Below are 14,899 nucleotides of genomic sequence, written 5' to 3'. Positions count from 1 at the left end.
TGAAACGAGTTTTATATAAACGGCACGGCCGGAGCGAGTTATGGCTCCGGCCTCAACGAATTTTGAAACGCCTTCATTGACAATGCTTTGACGGGTGTTTTAAATAAAAAAGGAGATTCAGATGGTTTTATTTCGATTTATTCCATACGCCCTTGTCCTGGTTCTGACCATGGTCTGTCAGGTCCAGGCAATGGCACCGGAACCCATGACCGTGTTCGTGAGTATTGAACCCCAGGCCTATTTTGTGGAACGTATCGCAGGAGATCGGGTGGCAGTGGAGGTGCTTGTGCCGCCGGGTAAGAGCCCTGCCATTTATTCCCCCAACCCCTCCCAGATGGCAAAGCTTGCCGAGGCCGGGCTTTTTTTCACCATTGGCGTGCCCTTTGAGCGGTCGTTCATGCCCAAGATTAAAGGAGCCATCAAGGGATTGACCATCGTTGACACCACACAGGGGATTGCATTGAGGCAGTTCGCTGGTGGCGGAACAGACCCCCATGTGTGGATGAATCCCATTCTTGTGAAACGGCAGGCGGAAAATATTTGCAATGCCCTTTGTCAGGTACTTCCGGAATCATCCGACGATTTCAGGGCCAATCTTCAACTATTCCAGGCTGATCTTGACCACCTTGACCAGAACATTGCAACGGCCCTTGGGCCCGTGGCCGGTGAAACCATTTTTGTGTTTCACCCCGTGTTCGGCTATTTTGCAGACCAGTACGGGCTGATCCAGATGGCCGTTGAGGTTGAAGGAAAGGCCCCAAAGGGGAGGGCCCTGGCAGACTTTATCAAACAGGCCCGGGCCGAAAAGGCACGGGTGATCTTTGTCCAGCCCCAGTTTGATACCCGAACGGCAGACAAGATCGCAACGGCCGTCAACGGTGTGGTCATTCCCCTGGATCCTCTGGCCCGGGATTATATCAACAATTTGACGGAAATGGCTCAGACTATAAAAAGAGCATTTAACCAGGGAACCCATGACTGAAGCACAGAAAACGAGAAGAGAAAAGCGTCGGAAAAAACAGGGCAAGGTGTGCCATTGCTGCGGCAAAACCGTCATGTTCTGCTGGACATGCAGGTGCGGTTTTGCCATCTGTCAGGACTGCATGTACGAAAATCAGTGGGGTATGACCTGCAACGGCATCACCTGGGAGTGCCCTGACTGCAGTGCCCAGAACGGGTTCGGCAACCAGTGACGCCTGGCTGAAATTCCTTTGAACAGGAATCGCCGGAACCGCAATTTAAAAGCCGCCAGTTCCAAATATTCTTGGGATTGGCGGCTTTTTAACGGGGTTTTTTATTTTGTCCTGATGCGGACCGAGTTTGCATGGGCTCCAAGCCCCTCAATATTGGCCAGGACCATCACATCCTGGGCCTCACGGTCAAAGGCCTCCTTTGAATAATTGATCAGGCTGGTTCGTTTGGTGAAATTATCCACGCCCAGGGCCGATGAGAACCTGGCCGTACCGGCAGTGGGCAGCACATGGTTAGGCCCTGCAATGTAATCTCCCATGGGCTCCGGGGTGTAGGGGCCAAGGAAAACAGCGCCTGCGTTTTTGATCTTTCCCACCTGGTCAAAGGGGTTATCAACAATGAGTTCCAGGTGCTCAGGGGCAAGGCGGTTGGCAAGGGCGATTGCCGTATCAATGTCTGGAACCTTCATGATGGCACCAAAGTCATCAATGGACCGCTGGGCGATCTGTCTGCGGCCCAGGGCTTTGACCTGGATCTCCAGGGCCGCCTTTGTCCGGGTTGCCATTTCCATGGAATCGGTGACAAGGATGGCCGACGCCATGGGGTCGTGCTCGGCCTGGGAAAGAAGGTCGGCCGCAATATGGTCTGGATTGGCACCCTTGTCTGCAATAATAAGGATCTCGCTCGGACCCGCTATCATATCAATGCCGACAATTCCTGACACGATTTTTTTGGCCAGGGTGACAAAGATGTTACCTGGTCCCACGATCACATCCACCTTGGGCACGGATTCGGTGCCAAAGGCAAGGGCAGCAATGGCCCAGGCGCTTCCGGCCTTAAAGATGGCGTTGATTCCCACCCGGTCTGCCGCAACCAGCATGTAGGGGTTTATCTTGCCGTTTTCCATGGGCGGTGTCATGAGACAGCATGATTTTACGCCTGCCACCCTGGCAGGAATGCCCCCCATGAGAACGGAACTGACCAGGGGGGTTTTTCCGCCCTTTGCCCCGGGGGCATAAATGCCGGCCGCATCCACAGGGTTAACCATCTGGCCGACCATGACCCCGTTTCTGGGGGTGTCGATCCACGAATTCTGGCGTTGCCTTGAGTGGAAAGTTCCAAGTTGGTCCACGGCCCGGTCAAGGGCCCTTGAAAAATCAGAATCCACCAGGGTCTTTGCCTCTTCGATCTCCTGCTGGCTGACCTTCAGGGTGTCACGGGTCACCTGGGAAGAGTCAAATTGATTGGTGTATTCGACCAGGGCCTGGTCTCCCCTTGTTCTGACATCTTCGATATAGGCTTCAACGGCCCTCTGGTTTTCAGGGGTAAATCCAAGGCCCCGCTTCAGGGTGTCACAAATACGTTGTTCCCCCTCAGGGGAGGGGTAGGTGTAAATTTTCATCTCATATTTCCCTATGGTCTCTGGTTTCAGCTCTTTGTCAATTCGTTTATAAAGGCGTTGGATGATTCAATGGCCGTATTCATCTCCTGGATCAGTCGGTTGATGCGTTGTTCAAGGGATTTGAACTCATACTGCAGAGAACCGATGGCCTGGGCATTGAGGTTGTGCTTAAGGAACAGGACATTGTCCCTGAAGGTGATAAGCACAGGGGTCATGCTTTTCTCGGCCTTGTGCATGACCGCCAGCATTGAGCGGTAACGGGATCGTGTCCGGTTGAGCTGCTGCTGGCTTGAACGGCGAAGCTCCGGGTTCTGGTAAAGCTCAAGTTCCGATTTCCATTCATCAAACAGGGCCTGGGCAACGTCCTCGACCTTGTCGATACGGTCAGTTACTTCGACTGCAGCCCTGTCACTCTCTTCATAGGCGGAATTGAGCCGGTCATAGGCGACCTTAAGGTCACTCTCTTTGAGCTGGACCACTGACCCGAACTGTTCCAGGGCGCTTTTGAACTGCTCCTGGGCATCGGCCTGGGAGTCCCTGGCCCGTTCCACCCGGTCAACCAGGATATCGCGTTTGTGGACCCCTATTTTTTCCATGGTCTTATAATAGGTGCCAGAGCACGCGCAAAGGACCAGTGAACAAACAACCAGTACAAGCATGATTGCCGGAATAGAGGGATAATGGTCTGGACTTGCTTGTCTCTCCATGATTTCTCCTTTTTCTTATATGAAACACTCGTCAAAGCATTGTCAATGAAGGGGTTTCAAATTTTGTTGTGGCCGGAGGTTATACTTTGCTCCGGTCGTGCCGGTTATACCAGGATTTTCCAGCAGCGGTGGATGGTTTTGTTCTTGTGCTGATAATCTTCTGGAATGGTTTTGGCTGTTATTTCAAGGGTCTCTTGTACAGGGAGTGTTCCCATGCGGGGAGAAAAATTCTGGTGGTTGGTTGAAAAAAAGAGGGTTGCTCCGGGTCTCATTACCTTGACCACTGCTAAAAGCAGCTGTGGGTGGTCCCTTGATATGTCGAATTCCTCGTTGTTGTCCCTTGATGTGGAAAACGATGGGGGATCCACAACGGCAAGGTCAAAGGTCTGGTTGTTGTCTGCTGCCTGCTTTAAGAAGTCAAAGGTCGGTGCCTGGACCAAAACATTGGTTTCAGACCCAAGGCCGTTAAGTGCCATGTTCTCCCCTGCCCAGGAGATGGCCGTGTCGGAACGATCCACGGACAGGGTTGACCTTGCCCCCCCCTTTGCTGCATAGCAGGAGAACGAGCCCGTGTAGCAGTACAGGTTCAGAAAATCCTTGCCTGCAGCCATTTGCCTGACCATCTGGCGGGTGTTTCTGTGGTCTGAAAAAAGGCCTGTGTCCACATAGTCAGAGGGGTTGATGAAAAATTTTAAATCCCGCTCGTTCATGACGATTCTGGCATTGGTCTGATCGAGTCGTTCATACCGTTTTCCGTCCATTTTGCCCACCCGTCGTTCTTTGAGGTGGACGTTTTCCATGGGAACGTCAAGGGCCTGGGCAAGAGCCTCTGCCATCATGGGCAGCCATTGGGGAACCGAGTGCTGTCGGGTGTATTCGGCAATTACAAGGTGCCCAGCATACCAGTCGACAACTGCCCGGATTTCAGGTATTTCCCAGTCGTAGAGTCTGAAAATTTCGATGTTTTGCCGCTTAAACCGTTTGCTAAGGTGCTTGAACCGTTTTTTTACCCTGTTGGCAAGCATCTCTGCCTGGTGTTTTTGTTTTTCCGTTGATGCTGAATCTGCCATGCTTTCCGGTTGCCCCCTGCACTGTAACCTGTTCATAAAAATCGTAATTATAGCGGTTTGCAGGGGTACAAGTCAAGTCAATGCCAATCTCTTGTTGCTTTTCTCTTTTGATATTTATATCGTGTTCCATCGACTAGGATTAAAAGGAGAAAAGCGGGATGGTTAAAAAAATACATTTGCCTGGTTTCATCCAGATACTTCTGCTTTTATTTTTTTGTGCCAGTTGCGGTGGCGGGGGCGGTGGTGGCGCTACCGAACAAGGTGCTGAAGATGGTTCGATTGTGAATCCCTCTCCTGTTGCTTTTAGCGTGGGTGGAAAAATTGTCATATCTTCGGGTAACCTTATGGACTCGGATACCAATGACCCCAACTCTTCTGTTAAAGAAAACAATACATTCGAAACTGCCCAATCTATATCCTCCCCATCCACCCTTGGTGGATACGTTAATGAACCCTTAAAGGGGGCCACGGGCACCTCCTTTGTCCTGGGCGATCGGTCGGACATCTATGTTGTTTCTTTTACAGGCAACGAAATCATAAGCCTTTCCTTTGCCGATTCCTTGATTAATGACCTGGATCTTTACCTTTACAACGCGCTTTTTGAGATTGTTGACAGCTCAAAGGACGTTGTCGGCATTGAGACCCTCAAGGTCAATGTTCCAGGTACCTACTATATTCGGGTCTATGCCCACAGTGGCGCCTCTGCCTATGTGCTGACCCTGGGCAATGATCTTGTACCTATTTCAAATTCGCAAATGATTTTATCCCAGAAGTTTATGCCGGGTGAGGCCATTGTTGGTTTTAAACAGTCAACGGATGCGGCTGATTCCCTGTCTGTTCAGGAGACCCATGGCGGGGTGGTCCCTGTGCTGTTGAGGCTTGACAGTCCCAGCACTTATTCCATCAGCAGTCTTGCATCCCAGGTTGAAGAAATAACATCTGATACGGCTGCCCTGATTCCGGGTGCCTCTGAATCCCTTGTGGAAAAAGACAGAACCTTGAACTTGCTGAAAGCATTGAAGAGGAGGGAGGATGTGGACTATGCTGAGCCCAACTTCATCAGAAAACCCTCTGTGGTCACCCCGTCTGACCCCTATTATGTCCGCCAGTGGAACTACCCCCTCATCAATCTGCCCAATGCCTGGGGAACGACCACCGGGGACAGCGATGTCATTGTGGCCGTTATGGATACCGGGGTTCTTTTGAATCATCCTGACATGGTCGATCGCCTGACCCCTGGGTATGACTTTATCTCCAGCCCTGCCAATGGTTTGGACGGTGACGGTATTGACGATGATCCAGATGATCCCGGGGGTCAGGGTAACGGTACGACAAGCAGTTTCCACGGTACCCATGTGGCCGGAACCATTGGCGCCGCCACAAACAACAGCCTGGGAGTTGCAGGGATTTCCTGGAACACCATGATTATGCCCCTGAGGGTTATTGGCCGGGACGGGGGAACCTCCTATGATATTGTCCAGGCATTGCGGTATGCCGCAGGTCTTGAAAACGATTCAGGGCTTTTCCTCCAGCAACGGGCAGATATTATCAACATGAGTTTTGGCTCCACAGGTTATTCCCAGTCAGAACAGAATATCATCAACACCCTGACGGGTATGGGGACAATACTGGTTGCTGCCGCAGGCAATGATTCCTCCTCCCAGCCGGTCTATCCGGCTGCCTATTCGGGTGTGGTCGCAGTCGGTGCTGTTACCCTTGAAAAAAAGGCTGCCTGGTATACCAACTATGGATCATGGATTGACATTTCAGCGCCCGGGGGCGACACCTCAACAGATATCAATGGTGACGGATTTCCTGACGGGGTATTGAGCACTGGGGGTGATGATTCTTCTGAAAGCATCCGGTTCCTGTATACCTTTTTGCAGGGAACCTCCATGGCAGTCCCCCATGTGGCAGGGGTGTTTGCCCTTATGAAATCCATTTATCCGGGGCTTGATATGGATACGGTAATTGACCTTCTTGAAGAGATGCGCCTGACCGATGACACAGGATCTCCGGGACGGGATGATTTCCATGGCAATGGCCTTGTGAATGCCCAGAAATGTCTGTCTGCCGCCATTGAGCTTGCCCAGGGCGTCCAGACCCTTGACCCGCCGGTTCTTGCGGCAACCCCGGGTGCCATTAACTTTGGTGCCACTGCCAACACCATGACATTGACCATTGCCAATGGCGGAGACGGAGATCTCTGGATGGATGAGCCGGTTTCAAGCCTGTTCTGGCTTACCATCACAAGGGACCAGACCGATACCGCAAATCTTGGCACCTATCTTGTCACGGTGGACCGCTCCTTGCTGAACGAAGGTACCTCATATTCAGGTACCATAACCTTGACCTCAACGGCCAACACCCTTTCCATACCGGTAACGGTTTATCAACCATCCCAGGCATCCACGGGTATGGATCTTGGCACCCACTATATTCAGATGGTAAATACGGAAACAGACCAGGTTTTTCAGGTTGTGGCAAATGCAGAAAACGGTGAATATCCATTCTTGTTTACCGGGTTGCCGGCAGGTGCCTACCGCTTATATGCCGGCAATGATCCGGATAATGACGGATATATTCTTGGGAGCTGGGAAGCGGCCGGAGGATATAAAACAGTTGACGCTCCGACCCTGATCCATGTGAACCGTGATATCTCAGGGATTGAATTTTTTACAGGGTACAATTTTGTAATTTCTGCAGACAGTCAGGCATTGTCTTCAAACACGGGACGGACACAGGAGACAAAGAGAGTGTTACAATCTGAAGAATGAAAGATGGTCCTTACAGCTATTGTTTACCACAAAGGCTTGCCAGGATCAGGAGATGATTGAACTGCAAGCTCGTCCTTCCCTGTGACAGCCGGTCTGATCCAGACGGCGAGGGTGTTGCTGTAAAACATCTTAAGCACCGCAGGCTTTCCCCCCAATTTTTGACGGATTTCCTCCAGGAAGTGTTCTGATTCATAGCCCTTGCGGAAGGTGGTGTTGCAACCAGTCTTGATCAGGTAGCCGTCTTTGTACCTTCCAATGATATCATACTTGTTTTCCACGGGCCAGACGCCCTGCACCGTGAGGTAGGCCTTCCCTCCTGGTTTGAGGCAACGTTCAATGCAGCGGTAGACCCCATTGCGTTCGTCGGGGGGCAGGATGTTAAGGACATAGCTTGCGACTATCACGTCATAGACGGCATCCAGTACCTGCTCATCGGGGTAAAAGTTGGGGTCATAGTCGGCCACCTTGCGGGCTCCTGCTGCAAGCAGGTCTTCCCGGGCCACATATTCCCTACCCACCCCCAGGTGCAGAACCGTTCGGTCAATCACCAGGCCCTCTTTGCAAAGCAGGCGAATCGGCTGGGACGACTGTTTGGTGTGGGCAAGCGCCGTCAGTTTGGAGGCGGTGATCATGGGCGAAAGATCTTTTGCCTTGATCTGCTCCAGGTCGGTTTCCAGGGCCTGCTCCAGCTTTTCCAGGGGTACGGACCATCGGCCCGTGTCCGTGGAGAATGTGCATTTACGGGCTTTTGATGCATGCACCGTATACGAGCCGTCCCTACCAAGGACGATGTTCCATCCTGCTTTGATCATCCTTTCCGAAAGTTTCATGGCGTGTCGTTGATCTCCTCCGTAAAAGAAACTCCTGTCGAAACATCATTGTGAAAGTTTCGACTTTTGAGCCCTCTTTGGTTTCCCTGACTGGAACATTGTAAACCAAAGGGGGGTAGGATTTTTGCCCTTTCAGGCGTTAAGAAGCGCAGGCTGTTTGAGGACTTTAGCCCGCAGTTCCTGCGCTTTAGTCTGGAAGGGCAAAAATCCTCCCGACGTTTACCGTTCCGGTCAGGGTAACCAAAGGGGGCGGAATGGTACTCTCGCCTTCCCCGTATCCTCGTGTTTCTATATTCGTTGTGGCCGAATGCAAATACCTCGATTCGGCCGTGCCGGGCTCGTTAAAGACCGAAGATTAAATAATCCCATGTATTTTCCTGTACAAATTCAGGGTTGCTACCTATACTCAAATTTAAAAATTTTCATCCGATGTCCAAGCTGAAACCGGAATTAAATATACCATATTCGTCCGCAGAACCAAATGAGTGTGAAGGAGAAAAAATGGAAACAGTTGCTGTTGTAGGCGCCAGCCCTTTGAAAGACAGGTACTCAAACAAGGCCATAAATATGCTGAACGAATACGGACACACCCCTGTGCCCATCGCCTTTAAACATAAAACCATTGAAGGTGAAACCGTTTACCAGGGCCTTTCGGATATTCCCCATCCTATTGATACCGTGACCATGTACGTGGGGGTGCCCCGCCAGGAAAAAATTATCAAAGACATTTTGGCCCTTAAACCCAAGCGGGTAATTTTTAACCCAAATACGGAAAATCCGGCGGTATACGACCGGCTCAGATCTGCAGGCATTCAAGTACAGGAGGCCTGCACCCTGGTGCTGCTCAAAACAAATCAATATTGATAGATTCTTTGGTATTACCCAAGGTGCAACCCATCAAACCAAGTAGTGCCTGACTGAAAACTCTTGTTTGGATGGCTCGAAGAGGAGCTATGCTCACAAACTTGCCAAGATGCAAGGCGCGAGCAAGGCTGAAACCATTTTTTCAGCAGAGAGAAAGGTGAACCCTGCCTTTTCAATCCGTTCGTGGGACTCTTTTTTGACCCCGGGATGAAGGAAAGTCTGACCCTGAATACAGGGTTACAACGTTTACATGACCCGATTACAGGAACTTTTCAGAATGGTGACAGGCCACCTGACGGCCGGCAAGTTCCCGCAACTTTGGTGATACTTTTTTGCAAAGATCTGTCATGTGGGCGCATCGGCGGTGGAAGGTGCAGCCCGGTGGCGGATCAAGGGGAGAGGGCAGTTCACCGACGAGCTTTATCTGCTTGCGGCGGGTGTCGGGATTGACCTGGGGAGTGGCTGCAAGTAGTGCCATGGTGTAGGGATGCAGGGGATGTTCAAAGATCGACTCTTTTTCTCCCTGTTCAACAGGTCTGCCCAGGTACATCACCATGAGATCGTCCGAGATCAGTCGCACCACGGAAAGATCGTGGGAGATGAAAAGATAGGCCAGGTTCATCTCCTCCTGGAGGTCCATGAGCAGGTTTAGCACCTGGGCCTGGACCGATACGTCCAGGGCAGAAACCGGCTCGTCCGCAACAACAATCGAAGGGTGGAGCATCAGGGACCGGGCCACGGCGATTCTCTGGCGCTGGCCGCCTGAAAACATGTGGGGATAACGGTCGTACTGTTCAGGGCTCAATCCCACCTTGGCCATGATGGCAATGGCCTTGTCCTTTCGTTCAGACGCGGAAAAGGGGGTGTTTATCTTCAGGGGTTCCTCCAGGATGGTGCCGATTTTTTTCCTTGGGTTGAGGGATCCGTAGGGGTCCTGGAACACCATTTGAACCTGGGTTCTCAGCCGTTTTCTCTCTTTGGGGGTGCTCAGAATGGCATTGCTGTCGTTGATCTCAAAATATCCGGCCGTGGGACGTTCGATCATGGTGATCAGTCGGGCCAGGGTGGATTTGCCGCACCCGGATTCACCCACAACGGCAAAGGTCTTTCCGGCCTTGATGGAGAACGAGGCCCCATCCAGAGCCTTGAGGGTTTCCCTTTTTTTTATGAACCCGCCAGTTTTAACCGTATAGTATCGTTTCAGGTCCTTTGCCGTGACCACTGTCCTATCTTTCATGTTGGGGTACTCCGTTTAGCAGGGGGAAATGGCAGCGAAAAGCGGATTGTCCCTCGTGGGTTAATTTCGGAATTTCAGCTGCACAGCGCTGGGTGGCATGTCTGCACCTTGGGTGGAACAAACAGCCGGTGGGCCGGTCATATTTACCTGGGACCACCCCGGGGATGGTGGGAAGCCTTCGTGCATGGACGTTTCTTTCGGGAAGTGCGTTTAACAGGGCTTCGGTATAGGGATGCCGGGGCCGGTTAAAGATGTTGTCCGAGGTGTTTTTTTCAACCACCTGCCCGGCATACATGACCACCACATCCTCCACGGTTTCGGCAATTACAGCCATGTCATGGGTAATGAGAACAAGGGCCATGTTGTTCTTTTTCTGGAGACTGAGGAGCAGATCCAGGATCTGGGCCTGTATGGTGACGTCAAGGGCGGTGGTGGGTTCGTCCGCAATGAGAAGGGTGGGGTTGCAGGCAATGGCCATGGCGATCATCACCCGCTGGCTCATGCCGCCTGAGAGCTGGTGGGGAAAACTTTTGAGCCGTTCCTTGGGAGCAGGGATTCCCACCAGGTCCAGGAGTTCAACCGCCCGTTCCCTGCGGCTCTGGCGGGTGCCTCCTTCGTGGACCTTGAGGGCTTCGGTGAGCTGGAACTCAACGGTAAAGCAGGGGTTGAGGCTTGTCATGGGTTCCTGGAAGATCATGGCAATATCCTTGCCCGTGATTTTCCGGCGTGTTTTCTTTGGCATGGCCAGGAGATCATTGCCCTTAAAGGCAAGGGTTTCAGCCTTGATGATGCCGGGATAGGGGATGAGACCCATGAGGGCAAGCTGGCTCACGCTCTTGCCGGAACCCGATTCTCCCACAATGCCGACAACCTTTCCGGCCTCCACCGTTAAATCCACATCGTCCACGGCCTTGAATCCGTCAAAATCAACGGAGAGGTTTTTTATTTCCAGGATCGTTTCCATAGGTCTCTCTTGCTTCCTTGTTTTACCGTTTCATTTTCGGGTCCATGGCGTCCCTGAGTCCGTCGCCTGCCAGGTTGAATGCCAGTACGGTTAAAAGAATGGTCAGGCCCGGAAAGGTGACCACCCACCATGCCCGCTGGATGAACTGCAGGGCATTGGCCAGCATGGCTCCCCATTCAGGCGTGGGCGGCTGGGCCCCCATGCCGAGAAACCCAAGGGCTGCAGCGTCGAGGATGGCCGTGGAAAAACCAAGGGTTGCCTGGACAATGAGCGGCGCCATGCAGTTGGGCAAAATGACGATGAACATCATTCTAAATGCACTGGCCCCGCAGATCCTTGAGGCCGTGACGTAATCAAGGTTTTTTTCCGACATGACCGATGCCCGGGTGAGCCTGACATAATGGGGCAGCACCACAATGGCAATGGCAAGTATGGCGTTTCTGAGACTCGGGCCGAGGATGGCCACAATGGCCATGGCCAGAAGCAGGCTTGGAAGGGCCAGCATGATGTCCATGAGCCGCATGATACAGACCTCGTAATATCCGCCAAAATAGCCCGAGGTAATGCCAAGGACAATGCCGGTGGCAAGGGAAATGGTCACAACGATGCAGCCCACAAACAGGCTCAGCCTTGCCCCGTGGATAAGGCGGGAGAGGATGCAGCGGCCCACATCATCGGTTCCCAGGATGAATTTCAGGCTTCCCCCGTCCATCCAGCAGGGGGGCTGGAGAATGGCGTCTCGGAACTGGTCAAAGGGGTTGTGGGGGGCAAGGACATTGGCAAAAACAGCCGTTAAAATGGCAAGAACGATGAAATAGAGGCCCACAACAGCACCCTTGTTCTCTGAAAAGTATTTCCAGAACTCCTTGAGGGGGTGGGGCATTGTCACCGGGTTGTCAGTTGCTGGAATGGTTTGGCTCATCTCTTTTGTGTCCTAATCGTTTGGGTATGGTCAGATGTTGCTGCCTATCGGGTGTGGCGGATACGGGGATTAACGATTCCGTACAGGAGGTCTACCCCGAGGTTCACAAGGATGATCAAAGTGGCAATGATTAAAATACCGCCCTGGATGGCTGGATAATCCCGGCGATTGATGGATTCCACAATCCATTTCCCAACCCCTGGCCAGGCAAAGATGGTTTCGGTGAGGATGGCACCGGCCAGAAGCACCCCTGTTTGAAGACCAATGACGGTGATGACTGGGATCAGGGCGTTTCTAAGGGCGTGGACCATGACCACCCGGAACGGTGATAGGCCTTTGGCCTTTGCTGTTCGTACATAGTCTGCCTGGAGGACCTCGAGCATGGACGACCGGGTCATGCGGGCAATCACGGCAAGGGGGATGGTGCCAAGGACAATCGATGGCAGAATCAGGTGGCTGAAGGCGGATTTAAAGGCTCCTGGCTCGTTGGAGCGAAGGGTGTCGATGAGCATGAAGCCTGTATCCGTGTCGATCCAGAACAGGGCCGACAGCCTTCCCGACACCGGGGTCCAGCCCAGTTTGACCGAGAAGAACAGAATCAGCAGCAAACCCCACCAGAAGATGGGCATGGAATAGCCGGTCAGGGAAACCCCCATGACCGTGTGGTCAATGGGGGAACCCCTTTTTACCCCGGCAATGATGCCGGCCGGAAGTCCGAACAAGATGGCAATGACCATGGCGCACAACGAAAGCTCCAGGGTGGCCGGAAAAAGGGTCATGAACTCTTCCAGAATCGGGCGTTTGGTGACAAACGAACGCCCCAGATCCCCATGGAACACCCCGTTGATGTATTTCAGGTATTGAACGGCCAACGGGCGGTCAAGGCCCATTTCAGCCTTGAGTTTGGCATGTCGTTGGGCAGAGATGCCCCGTTCTCCTGCCCTGAGCTCAACAGGATCACCCGGGATGAGATGAATCAGGGAAAAGGTGAGCAGGGTGACGCCGATAAATGCGGGAAAAACGTAGAAAAACCGTCTTAATAAAAATTGAATCATGGCAGCGGAATCTCACCTTTAGAAGCGGCGGCACGGGTGCTGCCCGCACCGCCTGGATTGATCAAATAAAATGGATGGTTACTCTTTAAGGTCCACCCCGTAGAAGATATGACCGCCAAAGGGGTCGATTTTGTAGTTGACGACCTTCTGGCTCATGGGTTCGAAAACCACGGAATGGGCAATGGTCACCCAGGGTGCCTGCTCCTTGAATACCACCTGGGCCTCTTCATAGAGACGGGTTCTTTCGGCCGGGTCAGCCGTTATCTTGGCCTTTTGGATAAGGTCTTCAAAGGGTTTGTAGCACCACATGGCCCTGTTGCCGCTTCCAACGGCGTCGCAGCCAAGGAGAACGGCCAGGAAGTTGTCAGGATCTCCATTGTCTCCGGTCCAACCGAGCAGCACCGTCTCATGTTCACCGGCCTTGGATCGTTTCAGGTATTCGCCCCACTCATAGGTGACGATTTTGGCCTTTACACCCACCTTGGACCAGTCTTCCTGGATGATTTCAGCCATGCGCCGGGCATTTGGGTTATAGGGCCGCTGTACGGGCATGGCCCAGATGTTGGTCTCAAACCCGTTGGCATAACCTGCCTCGGCAAGCAGTGCCTTGGCCTTTGCCGGATCATAGGGGTAGTCCTTGACCGCATCGTTGTAGGACCAGATGGTCGGTGGGATGGGGTTTTTAGCTATTCTTCCCGCACCCTGGAAAACCGTGTCAATGATGTTCTGCTTGTTGATGGCCATGGAGAGGGCCTGGCGGACCTTGATGTTTTTAAAGGCTTCCACATTCTGGGTGTTAAAGGCCAGATAGCCAACGTTTAGCCCTTCTTTTTCCATGAGATTGATGGTGGGATCCTTTCTCATCTGCTCCAGGTCGGCAGGGTTGGGGTAGGGCATGAGGTGGCATTCGCCGGCCTTGAGTTTGGCAAACCGGACCGATGCGTCCGGGGTGATGGTGAAAACGAGCTTGTCGATCTTGGCACGTCCCTGCCAGTAATCATCAAAGGCCACAAACCGGATGAATGAGTCTTTCTGGTAGGATACAAAGGCAAACGGTCCGGTACCAATGGGTTTCTGGTCAAATTCGTCCGGGGTTCCAGCCGCTAGCATTTTGTCGGCATATTCGGCCGAATGGATGGAGGCAAAGTCCATGGCGAGGTTTGCAATAAAGGGAGCTTCTGGCCGGGTCAGATTAAAGACAACCGTGTAGTCGTCTTTTTTCACGATGGATTTGATCAGGTCAGGCATGCTCATGGCGTTGAAGTACTCATAGGCGCCGCCTGAAATTTTGTGGTAGGGGTGGGATGGATCCCGCTGGCGTTCAAAAGAAAAGATGACGTCGTCCGCATTGAAATCACGGGTGGGGGTGAAAAATTTGGTGGTGTGGAACTTGACCCCTTTTCTCAGGTGAAAGGTGTAGACTGTTCCGTCGTCTGAGACATCCCATGAGGTTGCAAGACCCGGGACAATCCGGGTGGTTCCCCGCTCAAAAAGGGTAAGCTTGTCAAAAATCTGCCGAGATGAGGCATCAAATGTGGTGCCGGCCGTGTAAAGACTGGGGGTAAATCCCTCGGGGCTACCTTCAGAACAATAGACAAAGGTTTTTGCCTGTGCTGTCAGGGCAACCATGCTGAACAAGGCCGCAATCAATGCGGTTTTTAAGATAGTTCGCCATTTCATCTCAATTTCCTCCTTAAATTTTACGGGTGAATAAATTTAACATGGAATAGACGGTACACTATTGAAGAAATTACAGAATCAGGCGATCGTTGTCAATGGGGCTTTTTGACCACCTTGTTAGATCTTTGTTTGACCTTTTAAATATCATTGACTTTGCCTGTCAAATACGTTCAATTATTCCTATGTTGTTTTTTTAAAGG

Annotated in this window: 13 protein-coding genes; 4 read left to right on the top strand and 9 right to left on the bottom strand. The window is 52.2% G+C overall.

Annotated elements, in window-relative coordinates; translation table 11 throughout:
• The first annotated feature begins 121 nt into the window (after positions 1–121).
• Together HRM2_RS22480 and HRM2_RS22475 are read left to right on the top strand one after the other, a co-directional pair.
• Complete coding sequence (locus HRM2_RS22480) at positions 122–982, top strand: metal ABC transporter solute-binding protein, Zn/Mn family (protein WP_015906327.1); 861 nt, start codon at positions 122–124, stop codon at positions 980–982.
• A complete protein-coding gene (locus HRM2_RS22475; RefSeq protein ID WP_041273444.1) occupies positions 975–1,193 on the top strand; it encodes a hypothetical protein in 219 nt (72 codons plus the stop codon). Before HRM2_RS22480 ends, HRM2_RS22475 begins: the two co-directional genes overlap by 8 nt.
• A gap of 101 nt (positions 1,194–1,294) precedes the next feature.
• Here the strand turns inward: HRM2_RS22475 and hisD are convergent, their stop codons facing one another.
• The 3 genes from hisD to HRM2_RS22460 form a co-directional block, all read right to left on the bottom strand.
• Positions 1,295–2,593: a histidinol dehydrogenase gene (hisD, locus tag HRM2_RS22470; protein ID WP_015906326.1), complete on the bottom strand. Its 1,299-nt coding sequence runs from the start codon at positions 2,591–2,593 to the stop codon at positions 1,295–1,297.
• A gap of 26 nt (positions 2,594–2,619) precedes the next feature.
• On the bottom strand, positions 2,620–3,300 hold the full coding sequence (locus HRM2_RS22465) for a DUF2959 domain-containing protein (protein WP_015906325.1): 681 nt from the start codon (positions 3,298–3,300) through the stop codon (positions 2,620–2,622).
• Positions 3,301–3,404: 104 nt separating this feature from the next.
• Positions 3,405–4,370 carry a class I SAM-dependent methyltransferase gene (locus tag HRM2_RS22460; RefSeq protein WP_015906324.1) on the bottom strand — a complete coding sequence of 322 codons (966 nt, stop codon included), beginning with the start codon at positions 4,368–4,370 and terminating at the stop codon, positions 3,405–3,407.
• Between the two features lie 158 nt (positions 4,371–4,528).
• On the opposite strand from HRM2_RS22460, the gene HRM2_RS22455 reads away from it, so the two are divergent.
• Entirely contained in the window at positions 4,529–7,147 is a 2,619-nt protein-coding gene (locus HRM2_RS22455; protein WP_015906323.1) for a S8 family serine peptidase, read from the top strand.
• A gap of 23 nt (positions 7,148–7,170) precedes the next feature.
• Here the strand turns inward: HRM2_RS22455 and HRM2_RS25650 are convergent, their stop codons facing one another.
• Entirely contained in the window at positions 7,171–7,977 is an 807-nt protein-coding gene (locus tag HRM2_RS25650; protein ID WP_015906322.1) for a class I SAM-dependent methyltransferase, read from the bottom strand.
• A gap of 501 nt (positions 7,978–8,478) precedes the next feature.
• Here HRM2_RS25650 and HRM2_RS22445 point away from each other — a divergent pair.
• Complete coding sequence (locus HRM2_RS22445) at positions 8,479–8,841, top strand: CoA-binding protein (RefSeq protein ID WP_015906321.1); 363 nt, start codon at positions 8,479–8,481, stop codon at positions 8,839–8,841.
• A 259-nt stretch (positions 8,842–9,100) separates the two neighbouring features.
• Here HRM2_RS22445 and HRM2_RS22440 read toward each other — a convergent pair whose 3' ends face one another.
• The 5 genes from HRM2_RS22440 to HRM2_RS22420 form a co-directional block, all read right to left on the bottom strand.
• Positions 9,101–10,078, bottom strand: a complete 978-nt coding sequence (locus HRM2_RS22440; protein ID WP_015906320.1) for a dipeptide ABC transporter ATP-binding protein — start codon at positions 10,076–10,078, stop codon at positions 9,101–9,103.
• Positions 10,068–11,042, bottom strand: coding sequence for an ABC transporter ATP-binding protein (locus HRM2_RS22435; protein ID WP_015906319.1), 975 nt, complete (start codon positions 11,040–11,042; stop codon positions 10,068–10,070). The genes HRM2_RS22440 and HRM2_RS22435 overlap by 11 nt, the downstream gene beginning before the upstream one ends.
• Before the next feature lie 22 nt (positions 11,043–11,064).
• The gene (gene dppC / locus HRM2_RS22430; RefSeq protein WP_015906318.1) at positions 11,065–11,964 is read right to left on the bottom strand and encodes a dipeptide ABC transporter permease DppC; all 900 of its coding nucleotides are present in this window, start codon (positions 11,962–11,964) and stop codon (positions 11,065–11,067) included.
• Between the two features lie 44 nt (positions 11,965–12,008).
• A complete protein-coding gene (locus HRM2_RS22425; protein ID WP_015906317.1) occupies positions 12,009–13,019 on the bottom strand; it encodes an ABC transporter permease subunit in 1,011 nt (336 codons plus the stop codon).
• 78 nt (positions 13,020–13,097) lie between these two features.
• Positions 13,098–14,699 (bottom strand): ABC transporter substrate-binding protein, encoded by a 1,602-nt coding sequence (locus tag HRM2_RS22420; RefSeq protein WP_015906316.1) that lies wholly within the window; start codon positions 14,697–14,699, stop codon positions 13,098–13,100.
• Between the last annotated feature and the right edge of the window lie 200 nt (positions 14,700–14,899).

The sequence above is a fragment of the Desulforapulum autotrophicum HRM2 genome (assembly GCF_000020365.1).
Taxonomy (GTDB): Bacteria; Desulfobacterota; Desulfobacteria; order Desulfobacterales; family Desulfobacteraceae; genus Desulforapulum; species Desulforapulum autotrophicum.
This window is presented reverse-complemented; position numbering and strand designations above follow the sequence as displayed.

Bases quoted from the DNA above. Each gene is read 5' to 3' on its own strand.
- hisD (WP_015906326.1), bottom strand. From the start codon at position 2,593: ATGAAAATTTACACCTACCCCTCCCCTGAGGGGGAACAACGTATTTGT.
- HRM2_RS22435 (WP_015906319.1), bottom strand. From the start codon at position 11,042: ATGGAAACGATCCTGGAAATAAAAAACCTCTCCGTTGATTTTGACGGA.
- HRM2_RS25650 (WP_015906322.1), bottom strand. From the start codon at position 7,977: ATGAAACTTTCGGAAAGGATGATCAAAGCAGGATGGAACATCGTCCTT.
- HRM2_RS22460 (WP_015906324.1), bottom strand. From the start codon at position 4,370: ATGGCAGATTCAGCATCAACGGAAAAACAAAAACACCAGGCAGAGATG.
- HRM2_RS22480 (WP_015906327.1), top strand. From the start codon at position 122: ATGGTTTTATTTCGATTTATTCCATACGCCCTTGTCCTGGTTCTGACC.
- HRM2_RS22440 (WP_015906320.1), bottom strand. From the start codon at position 10,078: ATGAAAGATAGGACAGTGGTCACGGCAAAGGACCTGAAACGATACTAT.
- HRM2_RS22465 (WP_015906325.1), bottom strand. From the start codon at position 3,300: ATGGAGAGACAAGCAAGTCCAGACCATTATCCCTCTATTCCGGCAATC.
- HRM2_RS22445 (WP_015906321.1), top strand. From the start codon at position 8,479: ATGGAAACAGTTGCTGTTGTAGGCGCCAGCCCTTTGAAAGACAGGTAC.
- HRM2_RS22420 (WP_015906316.1), bottom strand. From the start codon at position 14,699: ATGAAATGGCGAACTATCTTAAAAACCGCATTGATTGCGGCCTTGTTC.
- HRM2_RS22475 (WP_041273444.1), top strand. From the start codon at position 975: ATGACTGAAGCACAGAAAACGAGAAGAGAAAAGCGTCGGAAAAAACAG.
- HRM2_RS22425 (WP_015906317.1), bottom strand. From the start codon at position 13,019: ATGATTCAATTTTTATTAAGACGGTTTTTCTACGTTTTTCCCGCATTT.
- HRM2_RS22455 (WP_015906323.1), top strand. From the start codon at position 4,529: ATGGTTAAAAAAATACATTTGCCTGGTTTCATCCAGATACTTCTGCTT.
- dppC (WP_015906318.1), bottom strand. From the start codon at position 11,964: ATGAGCCAAACCATTCCAGCAACTGACAACCCGGTGACAATGCCCCAC.